This is a genomic window from Ferrovum sp. (assembly GCF_027317285.1).
Classification (GTDB): Bacteria; Pseudomonadota; Gammaproteobacteria; order Burkholderiales; family Ferrovaceae; genus Ferrovum.
On record NZ_DAHVHV010000033.1, the window covers coordinates 1 to 23,456 of the forward strand.

At 55.6% G+C, this 23,456-nt stretch carries 21 protein-coding genes and 2 tRNA genes; 15 read left to right on the forward strand and 8 right to left on the reverse strand.

Annotation, left to right across the window (positions count from 1 at the left end; genetic code table 11):
• Positions 1 to 124: 124 nt before the first annotated feature.
• The 3 genes from M6F29_RS07950 to ggpS all read right to left on the reverse strand — a co-directional run bounded on the left by M6F29_RS07950 (position 125) and on the right by ggpS (position 3,217).
• A complete protein-coding gene (locus M6F29_RS07950) occupies positions 125 to 424 on the reverse strand; it encodes a hypothetical protein (RefSeq protein ID WP_298158468.1) in 300 nt (99 codons plus the stop codon).
• Positions 425 to 426: 2 nt separating this feature from the next.
• Positions 427 to 738, reverse strand: a complete 312-nt coding sequence (locus M6F29_RS07955) for a TOBE domain-containing protein (RefSeq protein ID WP_524537720.1) — start codon at positions 736 to 738, stop codon at positions 427 to 429.
• Between the two features lie 223 nt (positions 739 to 961).
• Complete coding sequence (ggpS, locus tag M6F29_RS07965) at positions 962 to 3,217, reverse strand: glucosylglycerol-phosphate synthase (protein ID WP_298158470.1); 2,256 nt, start codon at positions 3,215 to 3,217, stop codon at positions 962 to 964.
• Positions 3,218 to 3,681: 464 nt separating this feature from the next.
• On the opposite strand from ggpS, the gene nhaA reads away from it, so the two are divergent.
• Complete coding sequence (nhaA, locus tag M6F29_RS07970) at positions 3,682 to 4,857, forward strand: Na+/H+ antiporter NhaA (protein WP_366525969.1); 1,176 nt, start codon at positions 3,682 to 3,684, stop codon at positions 4,855 to 4,857.
• On the opposite strand, the gene M6F29_RS07975 is transcribed toward nhaA, so the two are convergent.
• A complete protein-coding gene (locus M6F29_RS07975; protein ID WP_298158474.1) occupies positions 4,842 to 5,741 on the reverse strand; it encodes a D-hexose-6-phosphate mutarotase in 900 nt (299 codons plus the stop codon). The two genes, nhaA and M6F29_RS07975, sit on opposite strands and share 16 nt — an antisense overlap.
• A 181-nt stretch (positions 5,742 to 5,922) precedes the next feature.
• Between M6F29_RS07975 and M6F29_RS07980 the strand changes: the two genes are divergently transcribed.
• The 5 genes from M6F29_RS07980 (at position 5,923) to M6F29_RS08000 (ending at position 8,648) form a co-directional block, all read left to right on the forward strand.
• Positions 5,923 to 7,113, forward strand: coding sequence for a BaiN/RdsA family NAD(P)/FAD-dependent oxidoreductase (locus M6F29_RS07980; protein ID WP_298158476.1), 1,191 nt, complete (start codon positions 5,923 to 5,925; stop codon positions 7,111 to 7,113).
• Positions 7,114 to 7,281: 168 nt separating this feature from the next.
• The gene (locus M6F29_RS07985; protein WP_297456261.1) at positions 7,282 to 8,016 is read left to right on the forward strand and encodes an SDR family oxidoreductase; all 735 of its coding nucleotides are present in this window, start codon (positions 7,282 to 7,284) and stop codon (positions 8,014 to 8,016) included.
• Between the two features lies 1 nt (position 8,017).
• Positions 8,018 to 8,440: a dihydroneopterin aldolase gene (locus tag M6F29_RS07990; protein ID WP_298158478.1), complete on the forward strand. Its 423-nt coding sequence runs from the start codon at positions 8,018 to 8,020 to the stop codon at positions 8,438 to 8,440.
• A gap of 34 nt (positions 8,441 to 8,474) precedes the next feature.
• Positions 8,475 to 8,551, forward strand: a tRNA-Pro gene (locus M6F29_RS07995).
• Between the two features lie 20 nt (positions 8,552 to 8,571).
• A tRNA-Arg gene (locus M6F29_RS08000) sits at positions 8,572 to 8,648 on the forward strand.
• 3 nt (positions 8,649 to 8,651) lie between these two features.
• Here the strand turns inward: M6F29_RS08000 and lolA are convergent.
• Positions 8,652 to 9,272 carry an outer membrane lipoprotein periplasmic chaperone LolA gene (gene lolA / locus M6F29_RS08005; protein WP_524537721.1) on the reverse strand — a complete coding sequence of 207 codons (621 nt, stop codon included), beginning with the start codon at positions 9,270 to 9,272 and terminating at the stop codon, positions 8,652 to 8,654.
• Positions 9,269 to 11,611, reverse strand: coding sequence for a DNA translocase FtsK (locus M6F29_RS08010; protein ID WP_298158481.1), 2,343 nt, complete (start codon positions 11,609 to 11,611; stop codon positions 9,269 to 9,271). The genes lolA and M6F29_RS08010 overlap by 4 nt, the downstream gene beginning before the upstream one ends.
• A 93-nt stretch (positions 11,612 to 11,704) precedes the next feature.
• Here M6F29_RS08010 and trxB point away from each other — a divergent pair, with 93 nt between their 5' ends.
• The 9 genes from trxB (at position 11,705) to M6F29_RS08055 (ending at position 20,497) form a co-directional block, all read left to right on the forward strand.
• Positions 11,705 to 12,670 (forward strand): thioredoxin-disulfide reductase, encoded by a 966-nt coding sequence (trxB, locus tag M6F29_RS08015; RefSeq protein ID WP_298158483.1) that lies wholly within the window; start codon positions 11,705 to 11,707, stop codon positions 12,668 to 12,670.
• Positions 12,671 to 12,679: 9 nt separating this feature from the next.
• Positions 12,680 to 14,332, forward strand: a complete 1,653-nt coding sequence (locus tag M6F29_RS08020) for a glycosyltransferase family 39 protein (RefSeq protein ID WP_298158486.1) — start codon at positions 12,680 to 12,682, stop codon at positions 14,330 to 14,332.
• Positions 14,329 to 14,700 carry an SMR family transporter gene (locus M6F29_RS08025; RefSeq protein ID WP_298158488.1) on the forward strand — a complete coding sequence of 124 codons (372 nt, stop codon included), beginning with the start codon at positions 14,329 to 14,331 and terminating at the stop codon, positions 14,698 to 14,700. Before M6F29_RS08020 ends, M6F29_RS08025 begins: the two co-directional genes overlap by 4 nt.
• Positions 14,687 to 15,826 carry a DegT/DnrJ/EryC1/StrS family aminotransferase gene (locus M6F29_RS08030; RefSeq protein ID WP_298158490.1) on the forward strand — a complete coding sequence of 380 codons (1,140 nt, stop codon included), beginning with the start codon at positions 14,687 to 14,689 and terminating at the stop codon, positions 15,824 to 15,826. Before M6F29_RS08025 ends, M6F29_RS08030 begins: the two co-directional genes overlap by 14 nt.
• Positions 15,823 to 16,788, forward strand: a complete 966-nt coding sequence (locus tag M6F29_RS08035) for a glycosyltransferase (RefSeq protein ID WP_297486429.1) — start codon at positions 15,823 to 15,825, stop codon at positions 16,786 to 16,788. The genes M6F29_RS08030 and M6F29_RS08035 overlap by 4 nt, the downstream gene beginning before the upstream one ends.
• Positions 16,781 to 17,710: a formyltransferase gene (locus tag M6F29_RS08040; RefSeq protein ID WP_298158493.1), complete on the forward strand. Its 930-nt coding sequence runs from the start codon at positions 16,781 to 16,783 to the stop codon at positions 17,708 to 17,710. The genes M6F29_RS08035 and M6F29_RS08040 overlap by 8 nt, the downstream gene beginning before the upstream one ends.
• An 89-nt stretch (positions 17,711 to 17,799) precedes the next feature.
• On the forward strand, positions 17,800 to 18,843 hold the full coding sequence (locus M6F29_RS08045; protein ID WP_297456281.1) for a bifunctional UDP-4-keto-pentose/UDP-xylose synthase: 1,044 nt from the start codon (positions 17,800 to 17,802) through the stop codon (positions 18,841 to 18,843).
• 5 nt (positions 18,844 to 18,848) lie between these two features.
• A complete protein-coding gene (purE, locus tag M6F29_RS08050) occupies positions 18,849 to 19,346 on the forward strand; it encodes a 5-(carboxyamino)imidazole ribonucleotide mutase (RefSeq protein ID WP_297456283.1) in 498 nt (165 codons plus the stop codon).
• Positions 19,343 to 20,497, forward strand: a complete 1,155-nt coding sequence (locus tag M6F29_RS08055) for a 5-(carboxyamino)imidazole ribonucleotide synthase (protein WP_297480352.1) — start codon at positions 19,343 to 19,345, stop codon at positions 20,495 to 20,497. Before purE ends, M6F29_RS08055 begins: the two co-directional genes overlap by 4 nt.
• 36 nt (positions 20,498 to 20,533) lie before the next feature.
• Here the strand turns inward: M6F29_RS08055 and M6F29_RS08060 are convergent, their stop codons facing one another.
• Together M6F29_RS08060 and M6F29_RS08065 are read right to left on the reverse strand one after the other, a co-directional pair.
• Positions 20,534 to 20,872 (reverse strand): P-II family nitrogen regulator, encoded by a 339-nt coding sequence (locus tag M6F29_RS08060; RefSeq protein ID WP_297456287.1) that lies wholly within the window; start codon positions 20,870 to 20,872, stop codon positions 20,534 to 20,536.
• 219 nt (positions 20,873 to 21,091) lie between these two features.
• On the reverse strand, positions 21,092 to 23,263 hold the full coding sequence (locus M6F29_RS08065) for a TonB-dependent receptor (protein ID WP_298158496.1): 2,172 nt from the start codon (positions 23,261 to 23,263) through the stop codon (positions 21,092 to 21,094).
• Positions 23,264 to 23,456 lie beyond the last annotated feature (193 nt).

Consider the following 23,456-nt stretch of genomic DNA (forward strand, 5'->3'; position numbering starts at 1 on the left):
AGAATGAATATGACTAATTATCTCATCAATTCAAACGGTTGTATATGTTTTTAAGGGTTTGGAACACGGATTCAGGAATATGGCTACCGCCCCCTCCCACCCCGTCTTCCCAGGCAACATCGGGTCAGACTTCCAGGCGAATATCAACATTCCGTGCCAGCCAGCCCAACGTTGCTGCACGAAAGGCACTGTCTTCCGCCTCGTTCCAGATCAGACAATGAAATGCTTCGTCTTTGGTCAGAAGTTCATTTTCCGCAAGTTTTTGCACAGCCTGTCTGCAATCTTCCGGATGGACGCCATGTTTTTCGAATACCTGAAAAGCCGCGCCGAGGCCAATACTTACCTCGTCCTCCGAGAGGAGAAAAGCGTGTTCGCCCACGAATTTCAGGCCAACAGGCTTTCCGGGTTCCATTGAATGTGACATGTTCATATCCTTGCAAGAATGACGGTTGAACCGGTAAAAATTGCCTGGGCAGGGGTTCCCTCCCTCAACTCCAGTTTTCCGAGGGTTTCAAGCGTCACGATGGAAGTCACCGTTTTTTCATTTGGCAACGACAACCATACCGCCGCATTCACTTCTCCTGCCTGAATCCGGGCAATCACACCGCAAAGCCGATTTTCCGCACTGAATTTCGTCGTTGATTCCGTTGTCAGAACGATGGAAGGGGCTTTGATCAGGGCATAAACTTCTACCCCGACCGCAAGATCCATGAGTTCCACGCTTTCGGCCGTAATCACGGAAATAATTTCGTTATGGTCGTCGAGGCCGACTTTTATCTCGGCATTGACCGCGTTCGCGGATGATCGGACAGATTATTCATGGTGTCCACGGTATCCCATGCGGCCTTGTGACTCATTCCAATCGCTTTAGCGGCCGAAGTGATCGACCCGACATTTGTGGGACCGTGGGCCAATACAGTGCCTCTCACGACGTGTCGCACCGACCTGGTGCCGACGTTCGTCAATCGGCGTTCACCGCATTCAGGAAAGTCTCTCCCCAGGCATGCACGTCATTGGTGCGCACGATTGAAACCAGACGCGACATGCGGTATGCACGATCATCGGCCGCCAGTGTGAGGGCCGAGTGAAGCGTTTGCACCATACTGGTCGCATCATAGGGGTTGGTAAGCAAGGCGCCGTGCAATTCCACGGCGGCTCCTGCGAACTCGGACAGCACGAGAGCCCCATTACCGCCGACGCTCCCCTGCGTTGCCACATATTCTTTTGCCACCAGATTGAGGCCATCGCGCAGGGGCGTTATCCATGCAACATCGGCGACCGCATAATAGGCAACGACCTCTTCGTAGGGAAGCGAACGGTAAAAATACCTTACCGGAGTCCAGTCAAGTGTTGAAAATCGACCATTGATCCGCCCGACCAACTGATCGACTTCAACCCGCAACGATTGGTACACTTCCATGCCCCGCGCCGCCGGGGTCACGAAATTCAGCAGGACCACCTTGGCAGCCAATTCCGGATGGTTATCGAGCAGCGCCTCGAACGCAAGCAATTTCTCGAGCGATCCCTTCACATAGTCGAGCCGTTCGAGCGAGAGAATGGCTGACCGTCCAGCCAACTCGGTGCGAATACCCCTGATCTTGCGACGCACTGAAGCCTTCTGCAAGATGCGGTCGATCTGATCACAGTCGATACCGACGGGATGAGCCCCCAGGCGGATATTCCGACCAGCCACCTTTATGCCGCTGGCAGCCGAGTCAACACCAAGCGCACAGCCGTAGGTAAGAAACCGGGGGGCACACGGAGTAGTATCCAGAATTTCAGTGGGCGCATAACTGCGCACGGCACCGACAAAATTCTCGACATAACGGGGAATATGAAATCCGATGTAATCACACTGCAACAAACTTCCGATGATCTCGCGATGCCAGGGAATAATATTGAATACATCCGACGAGGGAAAGGCCGTGTGATGGAAAAACGCAATCTTCAAATCGGGGCGAAGCATTCTCAAAAACGCAGGCACCATCCACAAATTGTAGTCGTGCACCCAAACCAGCCCGCCCCTTGATGCTTCAGCAGCGGTTTTTCTGGCGAAAATTTCATTGATTTCGAGATAATGTTCCCAGTGCGTATGCTGAAAAACGGCTTTGTCAGAAAAGGAAAAGATGATGGGCCAAAATGCTTCTTTGGAAAACTTCTTGTAAAAAAGGTCGATGTCGTTTGTCGTCAACGGAATACGGGCCGCACGCAGATTTGGATAGCGTTTCTTGTCCACAGCGACCCGTGCCTCAAACTTTTCTGGTTCGCGCGTGATTTGTTGCGACCATGCAACCCACGAACCGGTAGTTCCCCCTGAAAAAAAATTGAGCAGGGTAGGAATGATGCCGTTGGGGCTCTTGGGGCGCTGTCTTTTCCCCTCGGTGGTTTCGTCAAAGGGAAGGCGGTGGTACACCATGACCAGATCCGACTCGCCCGGACAGTCGGCGGGCGCGGGTTTCTCCCCACTCAACAGCCTATGATGCGTCAGTCCTTCGAGAATCCCCGCGCATCCATCACCTACGGCGAGATGAATGTGTTCCAGTTGCCGCACGGCTTCAACAAGGGCAGGTTCTGCATTGCCCACGACGACCCCCTGAAAACCGGTCGTGAACATCGACAAATCGTTGAGCGAGTCACCCGCTGCCAATATGGTTTCAAAATCAAATCCGAGTTGTTCACAAAGCCGTCTCAAGGTGGACCCTTTTCCGACATTCCGGGGAAGAACGTCGAGATATCGTTGTGCAGAGAAAAGAAGTTCGCAGCCCAACTCGTTGACGACGCGCCGCAGTTCATCGTCAATCTGCCCCTCTTGTACAAAGAACGAGCACCGGCGCTCCTGTGGCACGGTTTGCTGCTCGAGGTAGGTAAACGAGGCCAGCGCCTCGAGTACTTGCTGGGTTCCAGGCCAAACTGCAGCGATTTCTTGCTGCAGCGGCATGACCGGCAGCAGGCTATCCCCATAAACGACAGTTGCACCCACATCGGCAATGATGTAATCGGGTCTGGGCACCGTGGGGTCATTCAAGACCGGTAACACCGACTCGAGGCCACGTCCCGTCACGAAAATCAGTTTTGAACCCGGCATGTTCCCTCTGAACAACTCGCGCAGGTGACGACGAGCGGGCAATGGTCCGGCCAACAAGGTACCATCCAAATCGGTAGCCAATACCAGGCGCTCACGCAGATTCAACTGTGAAAAATGCGTCTCGATTTTCATGTTTCCTTTCTCCTTTGTTCCTCTACGCCATCCTCTGACATGAGCCAGAAAGACTTGAAGTGGCCGTCTATCGTTGCCACAGTTATCCTGAACAAGGTTATTAAAGGTTCATTTTGAAATATTCATGCAAAAATCATACCATAATAAGAAATTATCGTTATCTTATTGATTATAATCGGATTTAACATAACTCCTCAAGGAACAACCTGGGATTTCATACGTCAACCCCAGGCCAAATGTCGCCGTTTGACGACACTTTATTAAGAATCGGTTAAGAATCGTCATCCAATCGACTGAATACAAACAGAACCCCCTCTGTCTGTCTAAAGAGACAATCTTGACCGGTATTCAGATTCCAAATCTCTTTCACGAATCAGTTGACCCTTCATCTTTATTGTTTTTGCGGGAAGAGGACAATGACCTATACTGACCTGCTCACAGGACCTTGTGGTGCCCCGAAAACCATGCCAGACATTCAGACAATGCTTTCCAGGACATTCAATAATTTTTTCGAATCTGAAAAGTCGAGCGGCATTTTCCTGATTTTCTGCACCCTTCTGTCACTCGCCCTGGCCAATTCATCCCTTGGACCTGACTACCTGAGTTTCTGGCATGCCCCTGTCGCCGGACTGACCAGGGAGCACTGGGTAAACGATGGGTTGATGGCGATTTTCTTCCTGTTTGTGGGTCTGGAACTGGAGCGCGAACTCTACAGTGGCGAACTTTCAAACCTGAAAAACGCGTTGTTCCCGATAGTGGCCGCACTCGGCGGGATCGGCGTTCCGGCATCGATTCATTTCATGCTGAACACAGGAACCCCAACTCAAGCCGGAACCGGCATACCGATGGCGACAGACATCGCCTTTGCTCTGGGTGTACTGGCCATGCTGGGTAGCCGGGTGCCGGCATCACTGAAGATATTCCTGACGGCGCTCGCCGTGATCGACGACCTTGGCGCAATCATCGTGATTGCCCTGTTTTATACCGCGCAGTTTTCCCCGACCTATTTGGCGGGCGCGCTTGTCGTGTTTATTCTGCTCCTCATTCTTAACCGGGCATTCAAAGTCATGTCGGTACCGGTCTACTTGCTGGGCGGGGCCCTGATGTGGTTTTTTATGTTCAAATCCGGGGTTCATGCCACTATTTCCGGTGTCCTGCTCGCCTTCAGCCTACCCTTCTCCGCCAAGGCGGAAGACGAAGAGTCGCCTTCCCATCAGCTTGAAAACTTCCTGCACAAGCCAGTGGCTTTTATTATCCTGCCCCTCTTTGCCCTGGCCAATACAGGGCTCGTCATCGGTCCCGAATGGCAAAAAAGCCTGTCGAGCATGAACAGTTGGGGGATTATCGCGGGCCTGGTGATCGGCAAACCGGTGGGTATTTCCCTGGCAAGTTTCCTGGCTGTCGCAATGAACGTCTGTCGACTTCCGCCCGACTTGAAGTGGCGACACATTTTCGGAGCAGGTCTTCTGGGAGGGATCGGCTTCACGATGTCCATCTTCATCGCCAATCTGGCCTTTGCCGGAAGAGCGGAAATCATCGATGCATCAAGATTGGCCATCCTTCTATCATCCCTCGCTGCCGGGGCTCTGGGTTTTCTCTGGTTGAAACGATCCGGCGATGAAATTCAGGCGGTGGTGTAGCGTACCCACAGGTGATGTTCTGCCCCCGGAGCCAGGGTGACCACATCCTCAGCCGCATTGGCATTTTCGACACAAACCATGTGAAGATAGCCCTCGTCGCCCATATCCCCCATCTTTTCCGACTTTTCAATCCAGGGGTTCCAGACCACCGTGGAGGTACTCCCGTTCTTGGTGACCCGGATTTGGCGCTTCATCAGGGGATCCTCGATCAGAACATCCCGTGTGGCCCCCAGATAAATACGGTCGGTCTCCTCTGTAAAATTCACCGGCCCTTTCTGAATCTTGCGAACCCCACCCGCCACCTTGTCAAGGTAGACGCATTCCTCCAGTCCAAGCAGGCGAACGGTACGGATATCTCCCACCTGAAAATAGGTATGGAGGGCCTGCCCGATGGTAACCGGCTGATTTCCCAGATTATGAGTTACGAGATCCACCTCCAGGGAAGAACCAATCGTGATGTGGTTTTCCAGGGTGGTGGCATGAGCCCATTGATTTTTTGGAAAAGCGGCTTCCGGCAGGCGAAAAACAAGGTGAGTGGATCCGTCTGACCGCGATTCCACGCGCGATATTTCCCACAGGGCAGTGCGTGCAAAACCGTGGGCAGGAAAATCTCTTTGCGATTCATGCGGCCCAAACCACGGCCAGCAGACCGGTGCTCCCCCACGGATCGACTTTCCCTTCCGGAAGGAGGCTTCTTTTGAAAGCCAGATGACCGGAGCTTCGCCTTTCGGTACCCAATCCGTCAGTTGCGCCCCCTGAAGGGCAATGCGGGCAGACGCCCATGAGTTTTTCACATCCACATGAATGAAGCCACCGGGATCCTGACAAAAACTCACCTGATCCGGAATACCGTAGCGACGATTCAATTCAGAAACACTCTCCACCGCTTCTCCTCAATAATGGCTGGACGATCCCTGTTTCGGAGTCATCCTCTCACAATTGGGTCCTGAAGACCAGAATTCCGAAACATTCCTTACAGATCCACCCCAACCGTTCCTGTCCCTGGGTGACGGAAATTCGTTTTTTTCATGCCGATGACGCGTAGCACTGCCATCATGGATTATCATGAGCCCCATGAATGGAAACGAACCTTGGGATGTCATTGTCATCGGCGCGGGTGCGGCAGGCATGATGTGTGCTGCTCAGGCGGGGCAGCGGGGCCGCAAGGTGTTGCTGATCGACCATGGTCGCAAATTGGCCGAAAAAATCCGGATCTCCGGGGGCGGACACTGCAACTTCACCAACCTTCACTGCGGACCGGATAATTATCTTTCCAGGAACCCGCACTTCTGCCGCTCCGCCCTGGCACGCTTTACTCCCCAACATTTCATTGCCCTGGTAGAACGTTACGGCATCCGCTATCACGAAAAAACCCTGGGGCAATTGTTTTGCGAAGGCAGCGCCCAGCAGATCATTGCCCTGTTGCGGAGTGAATGTGAACGAGGTCAGGTAGACTGGCGCATGCCATGCGAAGTGCAGGCGGTGGACCGAAACGGGGAAGGGTTTCAGGTAACGACGAGCCATGGTCATTACCAGTCCCGGGCTCTGGTCATGGCCACCGGAGGACTGGCCGTCCCAGCCGTTGGCTCGACCCCGATGGCTTATCAAATCGCCGAACAATTTGGCCTGGCAGTCATCCCCCCTCGTCCAGCCCTGGTGCCGCTCGCCCTGGAACCTGAAACCCTGAAGCAGTTTGGCGATTTGTCAGGACTTTCCCTGGAAGTCGAAGTCTCCTGTCGCAAAGGACGTTTTCGCGAGGCCCTCCTATTTACCCATCAAGGAATTTCCGGCCCAGCCGTTCTGCAAATTTCTTCCTACTGGCAAAACGGAGACTTCCTCTCCATCGATCTATTGCCGGGTAAAAATGCAGAAACATGGCTCCGCGACCATGGTTCCAGTCGGGTTCGGATCGATAACTTCCTGGCGGAACTCTTGCCGCACAGATTTGCGCGGCAATGGTGTGCCGCCCATGATCTGTCAAAACCGCTCTGCCAGTTTACCTCACCGGAACTTCGAAAAATGGGTGAAGCCCTCAACAACTGGAGAATTCGGCCCTCGGGAACCCTGGGTTATAACAAGGCTGAAGTTACTCTGGGTGGGGTAGCCACGGAGGACTTATCGTCCAGAACCATGGAATCCAGGTCGGTTCCGGGACTTTACTTTATCGGCGAAGCCGTGGACGTGACGGGGCATCTGGGCGGATTCAACTTTCAGTGGGCCTGGGCCAGCGGCAATGCCGCCGGACAGGCGGTATGAATCTTCCGACCGATTCCCCGAAGCACCTCGCCTTCAGCCAACCCCCGGTACGGGTGAAAATCACGATGGTCGAGGAAAAGTTTCCGCAAATTTTGGACTTGACCCTCCATTTCAAGCATAATTGTCTGCCATCTGCAACGATCCAGGCAACATTTCCGATTCAAAAACATGGATAATCCACGTGTCAACCAGTATGTCGTCACCGGGGCGGCACGTCGTGGCGGAGCCGCCATCGTACGATCGCTGCATGAAGCCGGGCACCGCGTCATCATACATTGTCGTACCTCCTCCCAGATCGAGGCCGACATTCTTTGCCATGCCTTGAATGCCCAACGTGCCCACAGTGCCCGGCTCTGGATAGAGGATCTGTGCAACCATTTCCCCCCTCCATTCTTTTGTACGGACATCGACGGCATCGTAGCCAATGCCTCGGATTTTTCCCCGACGCATCTCGATGACTACGAAGACCATCTGGAACGGGATCTGGGCAGTCATCTTTATGGCCATCTACGCCTGATTCGCCAATGTCGCGATTCATTGATGCGACGGCAAGGCGCGATTGTCGCCATCGGAGACATTCACTTTCATCGCCCGGCCGCCGGTTACCTGACCTACCACATTGCCAAGAATGCCCTGATGGCCGCGATGCAAGCCCTGGCCGTGGAACTGGCCCCCCAGGTTCGGGTCAATACCGTACTGCCCGGTCACTTTGACTGGCCCCACAAGTCCCAGGCATTTGCCGAAGAAAATCAACAAAGAATTCTGCAAGCGGTGCCCCTGAAGCGCTTGGGCCGGTTCGATGAATTGGCTCGCGCCGTTCGCTTTTTGTTGTGCGAAGCCACTTTTACCACCGGCTCCTTTCTGACCGTTGATGGCGGTCTGTCACTCCATATCGAAGGATAACATGCCCCTACCCCCCCTCTTTTCTTCCGATTCTCTCACCCGCTTCGTTCTGGATGGCATCGACCTCGAGTTGGAAATCGGAATCAATGCCTTTGAACTGGGTAAACCCCAGAAGGTCTCCCTGACCGTCAGTGTCGAAGTGCCTGACGCCCTCTGCCATATCGCGGACTCACGGGAAGGACTGCTCTCTGGCTACGACTACAATCACGTTTACGATGCCATCAAACAAGCCACCTCGGAACGCGTGACGTTAATCGAGGTGCTGGCCCAACGAATTGCTGATCTCCTTCTGCGCAATCCCGAAGTCCGGGCCTGCGAAATCAAGGTGATGAAGTACCGGATGTGGCCAGAAGTAGCCACGGTGGCCGTTTCCATCCGCCGCTCTCAACCGCCCGGACTTGCCCACACCCAAGACCGTCCTTGACAAAAAACCGTGGCATGCAGGATAATCTCGGGTTCGGGGTGTAGCGTAGCCTGGTAGCGCGCCTGGTTTGGGACCAGGATGTCGGGAGTTCGAATCTCTCCACCCCGACCACGGAAAGTCGGCCCGAGTGAGTGCCCGTAGCTCAATCGGATAGAGCACCAGCCTTCTAAGCTGGGGGTTACAGGTTCGATCCCTGTCGGGCACGCCATCCCTACTGAATGATGTCGGCACCCGGAGGGGGAGTGAAACGGAAAGTATCCGGCGTGAATTTCGGATCCCTGTCAAACTGGGTGAACACGATGCTGAGCGTATGACCGAAACTATCCTGCAACTCCATCCGCGCCAGCGCCTGATCCGTAAACCCCATCCTTACCCATTCAAATCCTGATTCCGTACTTTTTGGTTTGGCCATCACCCATTCCAACCCCTCGCTCTCCCCGCCCTCGGTGACCACGTACCCCTTCTCCAAGGCATCGTCCCCCGCCAGCAGGGCAGCCGGGGTGCTACCCAAACTCTGGCTCATTTTTTTTCGGGTCACCTGCTGCAAATCCGGATCCCAGATCCAGAGGGTTTGACCATCCGCGACCAAAGTCTGTGGATAGGGACTGCGATACTCCCAACGAAACTTGCCTGGCCGGGAAAACAGAAAAACGCCCCGACTGACGGTCCCTCCCGAATCCCCTTTCCCTTTGAGGTTGCGCTGCTCGAACTGGGCCTCTCCCCGATGCGTGTCGCGCAGAAAAGCATGCAGACGATCAAGACCGGAGGCACTGGCCCACCCCATGCAGCTCATCCATAACATTACGCCAGCCCACGGTTTCCATCGCTTCATTCCCGCCCTCCTCCCACCAAGACATCCCGACTGCCGTTGGTGGCCATGCCGGACACCAAACCCGCTTTTTCCATATCTTCAATCAAACGCGCCGCGCGGTTGTACCCGATCCGCAAGTGGCGTTGCACCTGGGAAATCGAGGCTCGCCGCGTTTCCAGCACCAATGCCACGGCTTGGTCATACAAAGGATCCTGTTCTCCAGTGGACTGCCCGGGGGCCGTTTCCGGATCCATGCCCTCCTCGATCCCCTGCAGCATTCCTTCCACGTAAGCCGGCTTGCCCTGCGCCTTCAGGTAATGAACGACCTGATGCACTTCGTCGTCGCTCACAAAAGCCCCATGCAAACGGTGGGGATAGCCAGCTCCTGTCGGCATGTAGAGCATGTCTCCCTGGCCCAGCAATGCTTCTGCACCCATCTGATCGAGAATGGTGCGTGAGTCTACCCGACTGGAGACCTGGAAGGAGATTCGGGTGGGAATATTGGCTTTGATCAGTCCGGTAATCACATCCACTGAAGGACGCTGGGTCGCCAGGATCAGGTGGATCCCGGCAGCCCGCGCCTTCTGTGCAATCCGCGCAATCAATTCTTCCACCTTCTTGCCCACTACCATCATCAGATCCGCCAATTCATCGATCACCACCACGATGTAAGGCATCGGTTCCAGTGGCTCCGGGGTATCCGGGGTCAACGACAGAGGATTCATGAGGGGCTGGCCCTTGTGGAACGCCTCATTGATCTTGTGGTTGGCACTGGAAAGGTTTCGTACCCCCAATTGAGACATGAGTTTGTAACGGCGATCCATCTCTGCCACACACCAGTTCAGGGCATGGGCCGCTTCCTTCATGTCCACCACCACCGGCGCCAGAAGATGTGGAATCTCATCATAAACCGACAGTTCCAACATCTTGGGATCCACCAGGACCAGGCGGACCTGCTGCGGAGTTGCCTTGTACAGCAAACTCAGGATCATGGCATTGATGGCCACGGACTTTCCGGACCCCGTCGTACCTGCCACCAGAAGATGGGGCATTTTGGCCAGATCCACCACCACCGGATTGCCCGCAATGTCCTTACCCAGCGCCAAGGTGAGCGGCGAAGCCATATCCCCATAGACCGCCGCCCCCAAAATTTCAGAGAGTCGTACGGTTTCACGCCGCGCATTGGGTATTTCCAAGCCCATGCAGTTCTTTCCCGGAATGGATTCCACGACCCGGATATTTCCGACGGTCAGGGCACGAGCCAGATCCTTCACCAGATTGATGATCTGACTCCCTTTGACGCCCACCGCCGGTTCAATTTCGTAGCGCGTGATGACAGGACCAGGCAAGGCGGCCAATACCTTCACGCTGACATTGAAATCCGCCAATTTTCGTTCGATCTGGCGCGACGTAAATTCCAGCAGTTCCTGGCTCACCGATTCCCGTGCCGAACTGGCCTCGTCCAGCAATTTGAGGGGAGGCAAGGCAGAATCGGGAAGATCCTTGAACAGGGGTACCTGACGTTCCCGTACTGCCTGCATGGAGGGCTCGATCTGGGTGGTGACCGGCAATACCTGCAACGGTTCGTGATCTTCCTGTAATTTACGGGCTTCCTGCACCAGGGTCTGGCGTTGTTCACCGGCCCGACGCCCCACGCGTCGGTCGATGGCGACACTGCGCTTCGAATTGAAGCGGCGGAAGAGGGTTTCACAGGTCGCTCCCAAAGATTCCGCCAAACGTAACCAGGAAATCCCCGTCATGAGCGAAAACCCCAGAGCCCATGCCAACAGCAGAAACATGACTGCCCCACTCAGTCCGACCCCCTGAATGGCCCAACTGGCCAATTCGCATCCCAGCACACCGCCGCCCCCACTACAGGTCCCTTCACCCATGGGCTGAAGGGGCAACTCGAAATGCAAACCGGCCAGACGCATGGCTTCCAGCCCTGCACTGGAAATCACCATCAGCAGGAAACCCAGGCCCATCAGCACGAACCAGTATCGGGATACCGGCGATGCGGGTTTTTTCCCCCCGGCGAAACCCGGTTCCTGTTTGAGATAATGATAGCCGCGCCAGGCCAACCAACCCAATGCGACCACAAACCAACCCGCCGAAAATCCGAACAGATAGAGTAAAAAATCCGACAACCAGGCGCCCACCCGCCCACCCGCATTGGCCACATGGGAGACGGAGGCTTCCCAGTCGGGGCGGTTGACCGCCGACCCCAGGGACCACCCCGGGTCGGTCCGATGATAGGTCAGCAGGGACAAAGCGAGATAAAGCGCCAGTAGTACCACCAGCAGCAACAAGGCCTCGCACAGCAGACGGGTCAACTTCAGGGCAAGGGGAGAATCGCTCATGGGCTGATTATAGCCTTTCTGACTCCGAAACGATAAGAGTCATCGAAGGGACAATGGTACAATCACGGGTTGAATTAATTACGGGAGAAGACTATGCCCAAGCGCCGTCATTCACGTCTACTGATCCTGGGCTCCGGCCCCGCCGGTTACACCGCGGCAGTTTATGCTGCACGCGCCAACCTCCACCCGGTATTGATTACCGGTATTGCCCAGGGGGGGCAGTTGATGACCACCACCGAGGTGGATAACTGGCCTGCCGATGTGCATGGGGTTCTGGGACCGGATTTGATGCAACGCTTTCAGGCCCATGCCGAACGTTTCCACACCGAAATCCTCTTCGACCAGATTCATCGGGCGGATCTGAACACCCGCCCCTTCACCCTGGAGGGGGATGAAGGGACTTATACCTGCGATGCGCTGATCATTGCCACCGGTGCTTCCGCCCTTTATCTGGGCCTGCCTTCGGAACAGGCTTTCATGGGGCGGGGGGTATCCGGTTGCGCCACCTGTGATGGTTTCTTTTACCGAGGCGAGGCAGTCGCCGTGATCGGAGGGGGCAATACGGCGGTGGAAGAAGCGCTGTATCTCAGCAATCTGGCTGCTCACGTCACCCTTGTTCACCGTCGTGACCGTCTCCGTGCCGAGCCCATTCTGGTGGATCGACTCATGGAAAAAGTGGCTCAGGGAACCCTGAGTATCCGCTGGGATCATGTACTCGACGAAGTATTGGGCGATGAGTCGGGAGTCACCGGCGTGCGTCTGCGCCATACCGCCTCTGGAATCCCCGAGGAGTTGGCGGTCAAGGGCGTGTTCATCGCCATTGGTCACCGCCCCAACACGGAACTCTTTACCGGCCAACTGGAGATGGATGGCGGCTACCTGATCACGCGCACCGGTCGCACCGGTAACCTTACCGAAACCAGTATCCCCGGCGTATTTGCGGCGGGTGATGTACAGGATTCGGTCTATCGCCAGGCCGTTACCAGCGCCGCCACCGGGTGTATGGCTGCCCTCGATGCCCAGCGCTATCTGGAAAGTCTTGTCACCCATGCCGGCTAAGCCACGCCCTTGAACCCCGGTTCGATCAAAACCTGCGGCGTCTGGATCATCCTGCTGGCAATGATCTGGAGTCTGGGGCTGGGGACGCGCGCCCTTACTCGGCCCGACGAAGGGCGGTATGCCGAAATCGGCAGGGAAATGGCCGTTTCGGGAGATTGGGTGACCCCCCACCTGAATGAAATTCCCTACTATGAAAAACCACCCCTGCAATACTGGGCCACGGCACTCAGTATCGACCTGCTGGGGCCCACCCCTCTGGCCGCCCGTCTTTGGACGGGCCTGCTTGGTTTTTTGGGGATCCTGGCCAGCGCCTTTTTTGCCCGGCGCCTCTTCGGAACGGAGGCCGGATGGCGTGCGCCCCTACTCCTGATCGGAACCTTTTATTACACCGCGCTGGGGCATATCAACACCCTCGACATGGGGGTTACGGTCTGGATGTTCCTGGCGGTAGGGTGTTTTCTGCTGGCCCAACAGGAATCGTCTTCGCGTCTCTGGATGACCCTGGCCTGGGGTGCAGCGGCAGCCGGGTTCATGAGCAAGGGTCTCATGGCCCTGGCGCTCCCTGGCGCCACTTTGGTGCTCTACACCCTGTTCACCCGTGACCTGAGCCCCTGGAAACGTCTCCACCTCTTTCCCGGACTGCTCCTGTTTTTATTGCTCACCCTGCCCTGGTTCTGGTTGGCCAGTCGCGTGCACCCCGAATTTCTGTGGTTTTTTTTCATACACGAGCAGTTTGACCGGTATACCACCACCCTCCATCAACGGGTAGAACCGGTTTGGTATTTTCTCCCGATCCTGCTGGTTGGGCTCTGGCCCTGGACTCTGGTGGCTCTGCGCGCCACGGGCAACGCCTTGTTGCGCAATCATGGACGTCATTTTTCACCGGCCCGTTTCCTCGCCATTTACGCCCTCTTCGTCGTCGTCTTCTTCAGTCTGTCCGGTTCCAAGTTGCCTGACTACATCCTCCCCGCCTTCCCGGCACTGGCCCTGCTCGGTGCTCGCCAACTCAGCGTTCGCCCGGGCCCCTTCCCGCTCAGCCCTCCTCTTCTACTGGCCCTGGGCGGCGCTTTTTTCGGGGTCACTGCGTTACTTCTGGCGTTTCCCGCCCTTCCTGAAAGTTTGGGCTGGTCTTTGGGAATGGACCCGGACATGGTCATGGGTTACCAGGGATTTTCCACCTGGATTGCCGCTGCTGCTGCGGTGTCCCTGGTTCTGGGCTACCTGGCCCACCGTCAACGTGCCCGGCCAGCCCACAGCCTGAAAACCGTCGCCGTCGGTACACTGCTCGTCACCCAACTGCTGATCAGCGGAAGCAATACCCTGGCGGACTTTCAATCCGGGGCCGCCCTCGCCCGCCGCCTGGCCCCACGATTTGCTGCAGCCAGCCATCTCTACAGCGTGAACACCTACGACCAGACCCTCGATTTTTACCTGCAACGCACCGTCATTCCCGTGGCCTATCAGGATGAAATGGCCTTTGGCCTGAGTCTGGAACCCCAACACGCCATTCCCACCCTGAAAGAGTTCAGACCCCTTTGGGCCGCGGACCTGGGGGCCTTGGCCATTCTCCCGCCACCTTTGTACGATGTCATGAAAAATCAGGGTTTCCCCATGCGCATTCTGTTTCGGGATGCGCACCGTGTTATAGTGGCCCGAACATGAGCCTGGTCAGTTTTTCTCTCATCCTTTCCGGTGTACTACTCAATGCCGTGGCCCAACTGTTGCTCAAGGCAGGAGCCAACCAGTTGGGGCATTTTGCATTCACCTGGGAGAACCTCTGGCCCATTGCGCTCAAAATTTGTACCCAATGGCCCATTCCGGTGGGGCTGTTCTGTTATGCCGTCAGTGTGGTGGTATGGATTCTGGCGCTCTCACGCGTCCCCGTTTCCCAAGCCTACCCTCTCTTGTCCATTGGCTACGTGGTCAACGCTCTGGCGGCCTGGGCGTTGTTGGGAGAAACTCTGACGGTTAGCCGGATTTCCGGCATTGCCGTCATCCTCGCAGGAGTGTATTTGATTGCCCGCTCATAACCTACCCTATCTGCCCTTTGCCCGCCCCACGATCGACGAATCCATGGTGGAAGCCGTCGGTGACACCCTGCGTTCCCTATGGATCACCTCCGGCCCGCAGGTTTTGGCCTTCGAAAAAGCCTTGTCCGAATATCATGGAGGGCGTCCGGTCCGGGTCTTTTCTTCGGCCACGGCAGCCCTTGAGGTCGCTGTCCTGACGGCGGGCATCGGCCCCGGCGATGAGGTCATCATCCCGGCCCAAACCTTTTTTGCCTGTGCCAATGCGGTCGCCCGCACAGGTGCTACCCCCGTCTTTGTGGACGTGGACCCCGTCACCCGCAATCTGGATCTGAACGCTGCCGAAGCAGCCCTCACCCCACGTACCCGCGCCCTCATGCCAACCCATTTTGCCGGTTGGCCGGTGGACCCCGAGCCTCTCTATGCTTTGGCCCAACGACACGGACTGCGGGTCATCGAAGATGCCGCCCTGGCCATTGGCAGCCGCTGGAAAGGAAAGCCCATCGGCAGTTTTGGGGACATGGTGAGTTTCAGTTTTCATCCCAACAAAACCCTCACCACCATCGAGGGAGGGGCACTGGTTTTTGCCAGTGAGGAAGAGGCACGCACCGCCGAGCGCCTGCGCTTCCACGGCATCGTGCGCCTGCCCGATGGCACCCGCGACGTCGTGGTCACCGGAGGAAAATCCAACCTGCCCGATGTCAATGCGCGCCTGGGGTTGATGCAACTGGCCCGCCTCGAGGAATTCATTGCTCGCCGTCATGCCCTGGTTGCCCGCTATTTTGAGCGTCTGCATACCGATCCCCCCTGTGAGCTGCCTTTCCGGGGGGACGAAGGGCACAGTTGGAATTTCTTTGCCCCGCTCCTGCCACTCGAGCATCTGCGCTGGAGCCGCAAGGAAATCATGGATGCCCTGCATCAGGAGGGCATCGGGAGCGGAATTTCCTATGAAGCCTTGCATCTGACCACCCGCTATTCTGCTCTGGGCTATCAGGCAGGCGATTTCCCCCATGCGGAGCACATCGCACGCACCACCCTGACCCTCCCCCTCTATCCCACCCTGACCCTGGAGGAGGTGGACCGCGTCTGCGCAACCCTGGAAAAAATCCTGAAACAGGCTGCCCGATGAATCAGAAACCCGCCCTTTCCGTCGTCATCCCGGTCTATAACGAAGAAACCGGATTGCACCTGCTCTTCGAACGTCTCTACCCATCCCTCGACGCCCTGCAGATCCCCTACGAAATAATCTTCATCAACGATGGCAGTCGCGACCGTTCCGCCGCCCTGTTGCGCGAGCAATTTCAATTGCGCCCCGAAGTGACCCGCGTCATCCTCTTCAATGGCAACTATGGGCAACACATGGCCATCATGGCAGGATTTGAACATTGTCGAGGCGCACAGGTGGTCACCCTGGACGCCGACTTGCAAAATCCCCCGGAAGAAATCGGCAATCTCCTCGCCGCCATGGATGCGGGCCATGACTATGTGGGGACCATCCGTCGCACCCGCGAAGACAGTGCCTGGCGCCATTGGGCGTCGCGCCTGATGAACCGCCTCCGTGAAAAGGTCACCCATATCCACATGACCGATCAGGGCTGCATGTTGCGAGCCTACGATCACCGGATCATCCAGGCCATCGTTTCCTGTCGTGAGGCAAACACCTATATTCCGGCACTGGCCTACAGTTTCTCCTCCAACCCCACGGAAATCGTGGTAGGACACGAAGAACGTTCGGCGGGCGAATCCAAGTACTCCCTATACAGTTTGATCCGTCTTAATTTCGATCTGATCACCGGGTTTTCCATCCTGCCCCTCCAGTTCTTTTCACTGCTCGGCATGGGTCTGTCGGTCTTGTCCGCCCTGTTCGTCGTTTTTCTGGTTCTGCGCCGCCTCATCGTCGGGCCTGAAGCCGAAGGGGTTTTCACCCTCTTTGCCATCACCTTTTTCCTGATCGGTATTTTGCTGTTCGGCATTGGCCTGTTGGGAGAATACATCGGACGCATCTACCAGCAGGTTCGCGATCGCCCGCGCTTCCTCATCCAGGGTATCCTGGAGTCCCCCCTGCCGCCCGAGGAGTCTGGCGATGCCTGACAAAACCAAAAATCCACCACGAGTCGTGGTCTTCGCCTACCACTCGGTGGGCGTACGTTGCCTCGAGGTACTCCATCGCTCCGGCGTGGATATCGCCTTGATCGTGACTCACCCGGACGACCCTTCAGAAAATCGCTGGTTTGACAGTGTGGCCGAATGGGCAGCTCAACAAGGCATCCCCGCCCTCACCCCGCCAAACCCCAATGATCCCGCTCTGGTGGAACGAATTTCCGCCCTTCATCCCGATTTCTTTTTCTCCTTTTATTACCGGCAGATGCTGGGAGCCGACTTGCTCGCCCTGCCCAAACGCGGCGCCTATAACCTGCATGGTTCACTTCTGCCGCGTTACCGGGGGCGGGTCCCGGTCAATTGGGCGGTCATTTGCGGCGAAACGGAAACTGGTGCCACCCTGCACGTCATGACTCTCAAACCGGACCAGGGCGATATCGTCGCACAGGAAAAGGTCCCCATCGGTCCGGACGACACGGCCCATGATGTTTTCCTGCGCGTCATCGAAGCGGGCGAACGAGCCCTTTCTCAAGTGCTTCCTGCTCTGCTGGCGGGAAAAGCCGTACATCGTCGGCAGGATTTGTCCCAGGGAAATTACTGCGGTGGACGTCGCCCCGAAGATGGAAAAATCGACTGGAGCCAACCTGCCCAAGTCATCCATAATCTGGTGCGAGGCGTTGCCCCCCCTTATCCAGGTGCATTTACCCTGGTGGGGGGTCAATCCCTGCGTATCCTCAGAACCAGTCTTCATCCCCATCCAGATGCCCTGGCAGAAACCCGGGGCGGAGATGGCCACCCCCTCTACCTGTTGCAGGCAGAATGGCAGGGGCAATGCCTGGATGCAGCGCAATTCAGGGCCACTTTCCCCCAAGGCTGCGCACCGGATCCTCTGACTGCAACAAAAAGCCCTTAAAATGCCTTTCCCCCCGTTTATCGGAATGAAGGCTTCCCGTATAATAGCGGGATAATGTGCCATTTTTATCTTTGAACAACGGAACCTCCATGAAAAAAATCCTCATCCTTGGCGTCAATGGCTTCATCGGTCACCACCTCAGCCAGCGCATCCTGTCCACGACCGACTGGTCGGTGTACGGCATGGATATGCACAGCGAACGCGTCAAGGATCTATTGGACCACCCGCGCTTTCACTTCTTCGAAGGGGACATCACCATCAACAAGGAGTGGATCGAGTACCACGTCAAGAAGTGTGATGTGGTCCTGCCGCTGGTGGCCATTGCCACCCCGGCCACCTACGTCCAGCAGCCCCTGCGGGTTTTTGAACTGGATTTCGAAGCCAACCTGCCCATCGTGCGCAGTTGTGTCAAGTACGGCAAACGAATCCTCTTCCCCTCGACTTCGGAAGTCTATGGCATGTGTCGGGACAGCGAATTCGATCCGGATCAATCAGAACTGATCCTGGGCCCCATTGAAAAACAGCGCTGGATCTACTCCTGTAGCAAGCAACTGATGGATCGGGTGATCTGGGGCTATGGCATGCAGGAAGGACTGGACTTTACCCTGTTCCGCCCCTTCAACTGGATCGGTTCCGGACTGGACAGTATCCACACGCCCAAGGAAGGCAGTTCACGCGTCATCACCCAGTTCTTCGGGCATATCGTACGGGGAGAAAACATCAAACTGGTGGACGGCGGAACCCAGAAACGGGCCTTCACCTACATCGACGATGGCGTCTCCGCGCTCATGAAAATCATCGAAAATCCTCAGGGTGTGGCAACGGGAAAAATCTACAACGTGGGCAACCCAGGCAACAACTACTCAGTCAGGGAACTGGCGCAAATGATGCTGGATCTGGCGATGGAATACCCTGAATACCGCACCACCGCACAACAGGTCAAACTGGTGGAAACCACCGCTGACGCCTATTACGGCAAAGGGTATCAGGATGTCCAGAATCGCGTCCCCAAGATCACCAATACCTGTGAGGAGTTGAACTGGTCGCCTGAAGTCGGCATGATGGACGCCCTGCGCCGCATCTATGATGCCTACCGCAGTCAGGTCGCAGAAGCACGCGAATTGGTGGACTGACGCTGATGCCAGCAACGCCCTGGGTAGGACTGGTCATGGGAAGCCAGTCGGACTGGACGGTGATGGAACAGGCCGCCCTGATGTTGACCCGTTTCGAAGTCCCCTTCGAGGCACAGGTGATTTCCGCCCATCGCACGCCCGACCGCATGTTTCGCTACGCAGAGGAAGCACGTGACCGTGGCCTGAACTGCCTGATCGCAGGAGCCGGCGGGGCAGCCCATCTACCCGGCATGCTGGCCTCCAAAACCACTTTACCCGTCTTGGGCGTTCCCGTCCCCACCCCCTACTTTCAGGGACAAGATTCGCTCCTGTCCATCGTTCAGATGCCCAAAGGCATTCCGGTGGCAACCTTTGCCGTAGGCGCCGCCGGTGCTGCCAATGCCGCTCTTTTTGCGGTCAGTTTGTTGGCGGCACAACACCCACACCTGGCCGAACGTTTGAACGCCTATCGCGCCGAGTTGGTCGCACAGGTCACCGCCATGCATCTTCCACCCACCCCATGAGCAGACGCGATCGGACCTTGGGTTTGTTGGGCGGAGGGCAATTGGGGAGAATGTTCACCTCGGCTGCCCGCACCATGGGATTTGATGTTTGGGTATTGGACCCTGACCCTGACGCTCCAGCGGCGCATTTTGCCACCCGCCACCTGTGTGCGTCCTTCGATGATGCCGCGGCTCTGAAACAACTGGCGGATTCCTGCCGGGCCGTCACCACCGAATTCGAAAACGTACCGGCCGAAACACTGTCCGCCCTGGCCAGTCAGGTGATTGTCCGCCCTGGCGCACGCGCCGTATCGATCGCCCAGGATCGTATTCGGGAAAAGACTTTCCTGCGCGACGAGGGCTTTCCCGTAGGCGCCTTTGCGCTTATCCCTAACCGGGAATCCTGCGCCAATGCACTGGCACAGATCAAATTTCCCGCACTGATCAAGACTGCACGGTTTGGATACGATGGAAAAGGACAGGTCCGCGTGGAATCACCCGAAGAAGTTCAAGAGATTCTGAGCCAGCAGGCCGGGCTCCTGCCCTGTATTCTGGAAGAAATCGTCCCGCTTCGCCTGGAAATATCGGTCATTCTGGCGCGAACCGCCCGCGGTGAGATCGTTCACTGGCCCGTGGCTGAAAATCGTCACCATCAAGGCATTCTGGACATCACCATCGCCCCTGCCCGCATTCGCGACGAACTGGCCACCCGGGCACGAAAAATGGCCAGTGAAATTGCAGAACGACTGGAGTACGTGGGGGTCATGGCAGTAGAATTTTTTGTGACGGGTATCGATCAGATTCTGGTCAATGAAATTGCGCCACGCCCTCACAACAGCGGGCATTACACCCTCGATGCCTGTATCACCAGTCAATTCGAGCAACAGGTTCGGGTGCTTTGCGACCTCCCTCTGGGCAGTACGGAACAGTTGAAACCTGCAGCCATGATCAACCTGCTGGGGGATTTATGGCAGGAAGGGACGCCCCCCTGGCCCCTGGTTTTTCAGGAACCGGAAGCCAAACTACATCTCTACGGCAAGGAAAAACCCCGTCCGGGACGAAAGATGGGACATATCACGGTGCTGGGTCCCAGCGCCAATGAAGCACTGGAACGCGCCCTGCGCCTTAAAAACGCGTTGGCCACAACGTCTTCCTGCCCAGTCGCCGTATAAGAATCGACTATCCCTGGCCTTTGGAAAAGAGCGGGATCAAACAGCTTCCTCGCCCTGTTCTCCCGTACGGATCCGCACGGCTTGCTCCACGTCGACGACGAAGATCTTGCCATCGCCAATTTTACCGGTACGGGCGGAATGGATCACCGCATCCACAACCTTATCCACCAACGTATCGGTTACAACCACCTCGATCTTGACCTTGGGAAGAAAATCCACAATGTACTCGGCACCCCGGTATAACTCCGTGTGGCCTTTCTGACGCCCAAATCCCTTGACCTCGGTAACGGTCAGTCCAGATACGCCCACTTCAGAAAGAGCTTCCCTGACTTCATCGAGTTTAAAGGGTTTGACGATGGCCGTAATCAATTTCATAACATGCTCCGACGATTCCATAACGGCTTCAGTTTAGCAGTCTTTGGCCTACGTTATTCAGAAAATCTCTGGAAGTCCCTGCGATTCTGTTCCACTGCGTGCGTTGCAACTTCGTTCGAACGTCATGGTGATGAAAAAATCATCCAAAAAGAAAAAGCCGCCCACAGCGAATGGGGGCGGCAAAAGACCGCTTCAGGAAACAGTCACAACACTGGAGAGTTAGAACATCACAGAAAAATTGACCACATAGGAACGCTCTGGCAAAGCAAAAAGCAGGGGGTTTCCATTTTGGTCTGTAAATCCGGATGTCGAGGCGTAGATGTCATTTCTATTAAATAAGTTGTTGATTTGAAATCCAAGTTTTGCCTGCCTTGCCCAAGACCAGCCCGTATCTATTTTATAACTCATATTAAAGTCGGTCATGGTGTAAGAGCCAAAAGGGATGTTTGTGGCCGCCATCGCCCCACTATTGCGTGCGCCCACTTCCTTGGTAATAAGAGAGCCGTACCAATTCCCTTGGTCGTAGATCCCGCCCAGCGCCGCAGTGGTTCGCGGTGTATAAGGAAGGATGGAGCCATCGCTGGTGGAATAATTATTTATCCCCAAGTTACCGTACAAACTGAATCCCCTGGCAAACATCCAGGTTCCCTGCATCTCACCCCCGTCATAGCGCACACCACCGATATTGGTGAAACAGGTATTGATTCCGCATGCCACTGGACTGATCTTGTCAGTGAAATTGATACGGTAGAGATCAGCAGAAAGATTCAGGGTCCGGGTGGTAAAAACGGTCCCAATCTGGAAATTCTGGGTGGATTGGGGTTGTAAAGTGCCCGTCTGGGCATTGCTCTTAAAGAAATTATTCATATTGGGGGCCATAAACCCTGCGGCATACTCGCCATAGAAAGACCAGTTGCTGCTCACCTTGTAATTGGTGGTCAAGGCAGGCAGCGGTTTGACCCAACTTTGAGCCCCATTGTAAGGTTGCCCCGTCCCTTGCATGACTGGGGAATTAAATGAACGTTCGAAATAGGAGTACTTGAGGCCAGGCGTAATCGTCCATTTCTCGGTGGGTCTCCATTCATACTGCACATAGGGCTGAATGGTGGTCAAGGTGTCCATCATCAACCGGTCGGTGTAGGCCAGATTACCCGTAGTTGCATAAATCTGGTTACCTGAATTGTAGGCTCCGTTCAAGGTCCAGTCACTTTCGTACTGAGAGCGGTTATTGTTCTGATAATCGATCCATGTGCCGTAGTCCAATTGACCCTGACCCAAGATTTCCGATATTCTCAACAAATCGCCCACCGAACGATAATTCATGGTCATCGCCTGACCTGGAATATCATTGGGATAAGCCGTTCCGCCCACCACTGTTCCTGTGGCAGGGAGGCCCGCCCCGTTCCCCGTCCCCGGATAGGTGCCAAAGCCCGGCTGTAATCCATTGTAACCATTGTGATAATAGGCGTAGGTATAGAGTTTGTTATCCACATCCACATCGCCGAATCGGGTTTTAATGCCAATGTACTCGAAGTCTGAAGTGATGTTGTCGAAGTTGTAGCCGTAGAAGGCCTGGCTGTTGGGATTGGATGAGAGGCCATAATTTCGGCCATATTGTGCCATTTGCTGCAAGGTTGCCCCATAAGGTACATTCTGCTGAATCTTGTTTCCCATGGCCACAAAAGTCAGCAGGGTATCATCACCCACGACTTTTTCAAACTTCATGAAAAGGTTTTTGCGTTGCTGAGCGCTGTTGGTCAAATATCCATCGGTAGAAAAGTCCTTGTAACTGATAAAGGCCTTGGTATCCCCATAGTTCTGCAGGTTGCCGGTATCGAACTGGGCCCCGAGAAGACGCGTATTCCAACTGCCAAAACTTCCAAATATACTGGTTCCGGTCTGGTTTTGGGGAAGTTTTGAACTGAGGGCTATGGTCCCCCCGAAAGTCGAATATCCAATATTGCTGGCATCTCCCGGTCCCAGGTCAACCTTGACTCCCGCCAAATCCTGCTCCATGAAATAGGAAGTAGTGTGGTGGGTAAAGTCGTTGGAATCGCCCCAGGGAATGCCATCGAAGGTGACATTGTATTGGCCATCCTGGAAACCACGCAGGGTCAAGGCCTGATTCTCCATCCCCCCCGGACCATTGGGATCCACACTGTTCACACTGGGCAAAATGGAAATGATATCGCTGTAGTTTGCCCCCGGAGCCGCATTCTCTTCAATATAATGCTGATTGATATTGAAGACTGGTTCCGTGGCATTGATGGACATGCTGCCTGGAGCCTCATAAGTTGCTGTGCCTTTGCCCGTCACCGACGGGGTGGAGCTGTCTCCTCCGCCGCCCGTGGCAGACACTGTCCCAAGGTCCATGGCCTGAGAATCGGCCAAGGCAGGCAAGGTCCCCAGCAGAGTTAATACAGAGATCACCGCTTGGTGAACGGCATGTTGTTTAAATTTTGGTTTTGTCACAATACTTCCCCCCCTTTAAAAACTTTTCCTTAGGGGGGTATTGTGGTTACAAATTGTTACAACCCAGAGTAGCGCTGATGAAGATTCCGTGAATCAATAACCATATTCAAAA

Bases quoted from the DNA above. Each gene is read 5' to 3' on its own strand.
- M6F29_RS07950 (WP_298158468.1), bottom strand. From the start codon at position 424: ATGTCACATTCAATGGAACCCGGAAAGCCTGTTGGCCTGAAATTCGTG.
- ggpS (WP_298158470.1), bottom strand. From the start codon at position 3,217: ATGAAAATCGAGACGCATTTTTCACAGTTGAATCTGCGTGAGCGCCTG.
- nhaA (WP_366525969.1), top strand. From the start codon at position 3,682: ATGCCAGACATTCAGACAATGCTTTCCAGGACATTCAATAATTTTTTC.
- M6F29_RS07980 (WP_298158476.1), top strand. From the start codon at position 5,923: ATGAGCCCCATGAATGGAAACGAACCTTGGGATGTCATTGTCATCGGC.
- M6F29_RS07985 (WP_297456261.1), top strand. From the start codon at position 7,282: ATGGATAATCCACGTGTCAACCAGTATGTCGTCACCGGGGCGGCACGT.
- M6F29_RS07990 (WP_298158478.1), top strand. From the start codon at position 8,018: ATGCCCCTACCCCCCCTCTTTTCTTCCGATTCTCTCACCCGCTTCGTT.
- lolA (WP_524537721.1), bottom strand. From the start codon at position 9,272: ATGAAGCGATGGAAACCGTGGGCTGGCGTAATGTTATGGATGAGCTGC.
- M6F29_RS08010 (WP_298158481.1), bottom strand. From the start codon at position 11,611: ATGAGCGATTCTCCCCTTGCCCTGAAGTTGACCCGTCTGCTGTGCGAG.
- trxB (WP_298158483.1), top strand. From the start codon at position 11,705: ATGCCCAAGCGCCGTCATTCACGTCTACTGATCCTGGGCTCCGGCCCC.
- M6F29_RS08025 (WP_298158488.1), top strand. From the start codon at position 14,329: ATGAGCCTGGTCAGTTTTTCTCTCATCCTTTCCGGTGTACTACTCAAT.
- M6F29_RS08035 (WP_297486429.1), top strand. From the start codon at position 15,823: ATGAATCAGAAACCCGCCCTTTCCGTCGTCATCCCGGTCTATAACGAA.
- M6F29_RS08040 (WP_298158493.1), top strand. From the start codon at position 16,781: ATGCCTGACAAAACCAAAAATCCACCACGAGTCGTGGTCTTCGCCTAC.
- M6F29_RS08045 (WP_297456281.1), top strand. From the start codon at position 17,800: ATGAAAAAAATCCTCATCCTTGGCGTCAATGGCTTCATCGGTCACCAC.
- purE (WP_297456283.1), top strand. From the start codon at position 18,849: ATGCCAGCAACGCCCTGGGTAGGACTGGTCATGGGAAGCCAGTCGGAC.
- M6F29_RS08055 (WP_297480352.1), top strand. From the start codon at position 19,343: ATGAGCAGACGCGATCGGACCTTGGGTTTGTTGGGCGGAGGGCAATTG.
- M6F29_RS08060 (WP_297456287.1), bottom strand. From the start codon at position 20,872: ATGAAATTGATTACGGCCATCGTCAAACCCTTTAAACTCGATGAAGTC.